Annotated in this window: 7 protein-coding genes and 1 pseudogene; 7 read left to right on the top strand and 1 reads right to left on the bottom strand. The window is 63.4% G+C overall.

The features are described from left to right. Positions 1-233, bottom strand: a pseudogene (locus JF66_RS24400) (hypothetical protein); the annotation flags it as partial. A 105-nt stretch (positions 234-338) separates the two neighbouring features. On the opposite strand from JF66_RS24400, the gene trpD reads away from it, so the two are divergent. From trpD to JF66_RS13000, 7 genes are all read left to right on the top strand, one after another. Further along, a complete protein-coding gene (gene trpD, locus JF66_RS13030) occupies positions 339-1,391 on the top strand; it encodes an anthranilate phosphoribosyltransferase (RefSeq protein ID WP_035878838.1) in 1,053 nt (350 codons plus the stop codon). Between the two features lie 89 nt (positions 1,392-1,480). Continuing rightward, a complete protein-coding gene (dhaK, locus tag JF66_RS13025; RefSeq protein ID WP_035878844.1) occupies positions 1,481-2,482 on the top strand; it encodes a dihydroxyacetone kinase subunit DhaK in 1,002 nt (333 codons plus the stop codon). Between the two features lie 5 nt (positions 2,483-2,487). Continuing rightward, positions 2,488-3,135, top strand: coding sequence for a dihydroxyacetone kinase subunit DhaL (gene dhaL, locus JF66_RS13020; RefSeq protein WP_051973516.1), 648 nt, complete (start codon positions 2,488-2,490; stop codon positions 3,133-3,135). A 32-nt stretch (positions 3,136-3,167) separates the two neighbouring features. After that, positions 3,168-3,836, top strand: coding sequence for a dihydroxyacetone kinase phosphoryl donor subunit DhaM (gene dhaM / locus JF66_RS13015; protein WP_231556418.1), 669 nt, complete (start codon positions 3,168-3,170; stop codon positions 3,834-3,836). 58 nt (positions 3,837-3,894) lie between these two features. Continuing rightward, a complete protein-coding gene (locus JF66_RS13010; protein WP_035878835.1) occupies positions 3,895-4,146 on the top strand; it encodes a hypothetical protein in 252 nt (83 codons plus the stop codon). A 67-nt stretch (positions 4,147-4,213) separates the two neighbouring features. Beyond that, the gene (locus tag JF66_RS13005) at positions 4,214-4,903 is read left to right on the top strand and encodes a TetR/AcrR family transcriptional regulator (RefSeq protein WP_035878834.1); all 690 of its coding nucleotides are present in this window, start codon (positions 4,214-4,216) and stop codon (positions 4,901-4,903) included. 45 nt (positions 4,904-4,948) lie between these two features. After that, on the top strand, positions 4,949-5,458 hold the full coding sequence (locus JF66_RS13000) for a CarD family transcriptional regulator (RefSeq protein ID WP_035878833.1): 510 nt from the start codon (positions 4,949-4,951) through the stop codon (positions 5,456-5,458). Positions 5,459-5,707 lie beyond the last annotated feature (249 nt).

The following is a 5,707-nucleotide window of genomic DNA, read 5'->3' as shown; positions in this document are numbered from 1 at the left end:
AAGGTGAAATTGTGCTTATCCGCCTCAAAAAGCCATAGCTCGGGGGAGGTGGATCGAAGGGTGAAATAGATGGCGAAGAGTCCCGCGAAGAACATCACCTCGCTACCCAGCCACACAATGGTGCCCACAGCCACGCTGTTAGGCCGGTTCACAACGGGCGCATTGGCCGTCTGAGTAATTGAGGTGCTGGTCACCCATTCATTATGGCCGATATCCGCCCAGCTTTTTCTCATTCAGCCGTGCGAGTTGGTATTTTTCTGCATTCGGCGCACCCCTAAACGGGCGGGCGAGCCCCCGTGGACACTGGGAAGCGGGGGCATTTCGCTAAGATTGGCGACATGCTCGAATCGCAATCTTGGCCAAATATTCTTACCGCCCTTCTTGATGGCGACGATCTGAGCGTGGCGGATGCCGCCTGGTGCATGGAACAGGTCATGGTCGGCACCGCGACGCCGGCGCAGCTCGCCGCGTTCCTCGTCGCCCTGCGCGCCAAGGGCGAGACCGTGGACGAGATCGTCGGCTTCCGGGATGCAATTCTGGATCACGCGATTCCGCTCGACGTGGATGCCATGGGTCTCGACATCGTCGGGACCGGCGGGGACAGATTCGGCACGGTAAACATCTCGACCATGGCCTCAATTGTCTGCGCGGCAGTGGGCGTCCCGGTCGTCAAACACGGAAACCGAGCCGCCAGTTCCGCGTCAGGATCCTCGGACGTCCTGGCCGCTCTCGGCATCGACCTCAGCCTCTCGGCTGGGCGGGTCGCCGAGATTCTCCGGAGTACCGGGATCACGTTCGCCTACGCCGCTGCCTTCCACCCCGGGTTCGGCAACGCTGCAGGGGTGCGCAAAGACCTGGGAATTCCCACCGTTTTCAATTATTTGGGGCCCCTATGCAACCCCGCCCGCCCCGAAGCGTCCGCGGTCGGCGTCGCCAGCCTGGATCGAGTGCCGCTGTTCGTCGGGGTCTTTCAGACTCGCGGGGCGACCGCCCTCGTCTTCCGGGGTGATGACGGCCTCGATGAGCTCACGACGACGGGGCACAGCCACGTCTGGGAAATCTCGCGGGGACTCGTCACCGAGCACGACATCGACCCGCGGGACCTGGGCATCAAACGGTCCCAGATGAGTGAACTGGTCGGCGGCGACGCTGACCACAATGCGGGAGTTGTTCGGGCTCTGCTGGCCGGCGAGCACGGCCCGATCCGCGATATCGTCCTGCTCAACGCGGCCGCGGGCCTCGTGGCCTTTGACCTCGCCAATGACCCCTCGCAGGTGCAGGTGGCCATCCTCGAGCGTTTCCGCCGCAAACTCACCGTGGCGGCAGAAGCAATCGATTCGGGTGCTGGTGCCGCGAAACTGGAGGAATGGGTCGCCGCCACTCGAATGTAATGGCACGAACGGCGTATGTTGGGCATGTCAGTGCAGACCGCTTACGGGGCGCCGACACAACCGGTATTCCCTGGACTGATTGGATGGCCATGAAGAAACTCATCAATGATCCGAAGAATGTGGTGACGGAAGCCGTCGCCGGTTTTGCAGCGGCGCATCCAGACCTGGTGCGGGTGTCTCAGGATCCGCTGTTCATCGTGCGCAAAGATGCCCCGGTGAAAGGAAAAGTCGGCATAGTCAGCGGAGGGGGCAGCGGGCACGAGCCCCTGCACGGAGGCTTCGTTGGCCCGGGAATGCTCGATGCCGCCGTACCCGGCCCCGTTTTCACCTCACCCACGCCCGACCCCATCCTGGCTGCCACCAAGGCCGTCGATGGGGGAGCCGGCGTGCTGCACATCGTCAAGAACTACACGGGGGACGTGCTCAACTTCGAGACGGCGGCCGACCTCGCGGCGCTCGAGGACATCGACGTGCGAACCGTGATCACGAATGACGACGTTGCCGTCAAGGACTCGCTGTACACCGCCGGCCGTCGAGGCGTGGCCGGCACCGTCCTTGTGGAAAAGATCGCGGGCGCGGCTGCCGAGCGCGGGGGAGACCTCGCGACGGTGGCCGGGGTGGCCGAGAAGGTCAACGCCCGAGTCCGCTCAATGGGCGTCGCTCTCACCCCGTGTATCGTGCCGCATGCCGGGGAGCCAAGTTTCGTCCTCGCCGAAGACGAGATTGAGATCGGCATCGGCATTCATGGCGAGCCGGGCCGGTCCCGGATCACACTCGAGCCGGCCGACGCCGTCGTCGATCGACTTCTCGAGCCGATTCTCGAGGATCTGCCGTTCACTTCCGGCGACCGGGTTCTCCTCTTCGTGAACGGTATGGGCGGAACGCCCCAGATCGAGCTCTACATCCTGTTTCGCCGTGCCGCCGAGGTGCTGACAGGCATGGGTATTGAGGTCGCTCGCTCCCTGGTGGGGAATTTCACGACGAGCCTTGACATGCAGGGCGCGTCCATCTCTGTGCTGCAGCTCGATGACGAGCTGATCACGCTCTGGGACGCACCCGTTCAGACATCGGCCTTGCGTTGGGGTCGGTAGAACACGTGACATTGACCGGAGCCTGGGCGACAGCCTGGATCGTACTGGGCGCTGAGGTCATCTCCGACAACCGCGCCGCTCTCAACACGCTGGATCGAGAGATCGGCGATGGTGATCACGGTGAAAACATGGACCGCGGTTTCCAAGCTGTGATCGGCAAACTCGACGCTCTCACCGGTGACGCCCAGCCCGCGGATGTGCTCAAACTGGTCGCCACAACGCTCATCAGCACCGTCGGCGGCGCCGCCGGGCCGTTGTACGGGACAGCGTTCCTCAAGGCGGCCATTGCAACGAGCGGGGCGGACCGTCTCGACGCGGATTTGGTCGTCGCTATGTTGACGGCCGCGCGGGACGGTATCGTGCTCCGTGGAAAAGCTGAATCCGGCGACAAAACCATGGTCGATTCGTGGACGCCGGCCGTCGATGCCGCCGTCGCCGCCCGCGCGGAGAGTGACGACGTTCTGACGATCCTGCGCGTGGCGGCGGCGGCCGCTGACCGAGGTGCCATCGCAACGGAACCGCTCATCGCGCGGAAGGGGCGGGCCAGCTATCTCGGGGAGCGAGCGCAGGGACATCGCGACCCGGGGGCTGAGTCAACCCGGTTGCTGCTTCAGGCCGCCGTCGACGCTGCTGTAGGGGCGAGCCAACGGTGACCGCGCAACCGAAACGTGTTGGTCTCGTTTTCGTGTCTCACAGCTCGAAGATCGCCGGGGGCCTCGTGGATGTTGCCCGACAGATGGCCGCTTCGGTGTCGCTACGTGCGGCGGGAGGAACGGATGATGACGGCATCGGCACGAGTTTCAGCCGCGTCAGCGAGGCAATTGTCGCTGCCGACGGGGGAGCGGGCGTCGTCGTTCTCTGCGATCTCGGGTCCGCAATCCTGACTGCGGAGACAGCACTGGATTTCCTCGACGAGGACACGCGAGCACTGGTCCGCATTGTCGACGCGCCTCTCATCGAAGGAGGCGTTGCTGCCGCTGTGGCAGCACAAACAGGCGGAGACCTCGACGCCGTAGTCGCAGCGGCGCGGTCTGCTCTGGCGTCCATGTCGGCAGGCCAGCCGCCAGCCAGTACATCTGAGGTGTCAGCCGATCCTTCCGTCGTCCGCCGGGGCGTCACGCTGGTGAATCGAGATGGTTTGCACGCACGACCGGCCGCGGAATTCGTGACGCTCGCGAGCACTTTTGATGCGCAGGTGACAGTCAACGGAACGGACGCCACCAGCCTGCTGGGGATCATGTCACTCGGACTCAGCCAGGGGATGACAGCCGAGATCTCGGCATCCGGCCCTGAGGCCCAGTCGGCGGTGGACGCCCTCGGTGAACTTCTGGAATCCGGCTTCGGTGAGGCGTGATAACCGAACCGCTTAGCACATCCTGTGCAATCTGTCCAATTCGGCGTATTCTGATCTCATGGTTGATCACGACGAGCCACCACGAGATAACGCCCACCTGAGGATACTCGCGCAGGAAATGGGCGCGAAACCCTGCCCGGTCTGCGGTCAGGCCATGCGGGACCACTTCATCGATCACTCCACGCAGAACACCGTCCTGAACTGCCCGGTCCCACACCCCGGAGCCTGGGACCGGGACGCCTTCGAGCCGGTGAACGAGCTGGGCATGGTCATCCATACGCAACAGAAACACCCGTCATCGCCGGGATAAGCACTCTCATTCTGAGCCTCAGCCGATACTTCTCGGACACGTGTCCGAGAAGTGCTACACTAAGTAGATGCATCCGGATGAGGCCCTCGCGAACGAGCCCGCCGGTGTCACTCTCACGGCAGGGCGAGAGGCTTTAAGGCTCGACGCGGCGGGGCCCGAGTCCGACGGATCCGACATCGCAGGGCCGCTCAAGGACCCGCGAGCAGAGCGAACCCGGCAGTTGATCTTCGGAGCGGTATCAGACCTGATGTCGGCTGAGGCCGCAAACGCCTCCGTGACAGACATCGTCAGGGGCGCCGGAATCAGCCGCAGTTCGTTCTATGCGCACTTCTCGAGCCTCGATGATGTGGCCTCCGAGCTCGTACGCGCGCAGTTTGCGCGCATCGGTTCCTGCATGCCGGCGGGGGAGCGGAGCGGAGCAGGGGGGCGCCACGTGGCCCGAGCCGGGTACACGCGCCTGGTCGAACATCTCGTGTCACATTTTCCCCTGTATTCGCGAGTTCTGGAGCTTCCGCTCACCCGGTCGACCTACGACAGTCTCGTGCGCGATTATTCCCGTCGGGTTGTGGAAACAGCGGCGACGCCGCAATTCATGCCGAGCGGAATCAACGCGCATATGGCTGCGACATACACCGCCGCCGGTGCTCTGGGCTTGATCACCTCGTGGATGGGCGGCGATTTTGAAGCCTCCGCCGACGAAATCGTTGATGAGCTCGTCACACTCCTTCCCACCTGGCTCACATCCGCCGGCAGCTGATTCACTGCCGAACCACAGTCTCACTCAAAAGAAACGGTCATCACTATGAATATTCAAATCGGCGAAACACTCGTCTACCCGCACCACGGCGCCGTCACGATCACGGGACTCGAACACCGGTCCGTCAAGGGTACCGAGAAGCAGTTCATGACTCTGCGGGTGCACACGAGCGAACTCACCATTCAGCTGCCCGTCGAGAACATCGATCTCGTCGGTGTTCGCGACGTCATCGATGCTGAGGGCGTGCAGGCTGTTTACGCCGTCGTCGTGGAGGAATTCGTCGAGGAGCCCGGAAACTGGTCACGCCGGTACAAGGCCAACCAGGAGAAGATGGCCAGCGGCAGCGTTTACCGTGTCGCCGAGGTCGTGCGCGACCTGTGGCGTCGTGATCAGGACCGCGGCGTCTCCGCCGGCGAAAAGCGCATGCTCGAGAAGGCGCGTCAGATCCTCACGTCCGAGCTCGCGCTGGCGCAGAACCTGAGCGACGAGGATGCTGCCGAGCGTCTCGTCGAGGTACTGGCCTCGTCCTTGGAGCAGCCCACGGCAGTGAGCTGATTTCCGGTTCGAATATCAGCGACTGGTGACGAGTGATATTCGAGCTGGCGGTATTCCTGCGGCGATGATTCTGGTCAGCGGCGGAGTGTCGGGTAGTGCGCGAACGTGTCTCCGGCGGAGGCTGCGTGCTGCGTCGTTACTTGATAGCTGTAGCCGAGTAGGTCAGCGACGAGTGGCGGTGGCATCTCGGTCACCAGGTCGTCGAGGGCCCGATTCTTTGCGGCCAGTAGGTTGATCCCGAGGCCACGG

The organism is Cryobacterium sp. MLB-32, assembly GCF_000738085.1.
Classification (GTDB): domain Bacteria; phylum Actinomycetota; class Actinomycetes; order Actinomycetales; family Microbacteriaceae; genus Cryobacterium.
This window is presented reverse-complemented; position numbering and strand designations above follow the sequence as displayed.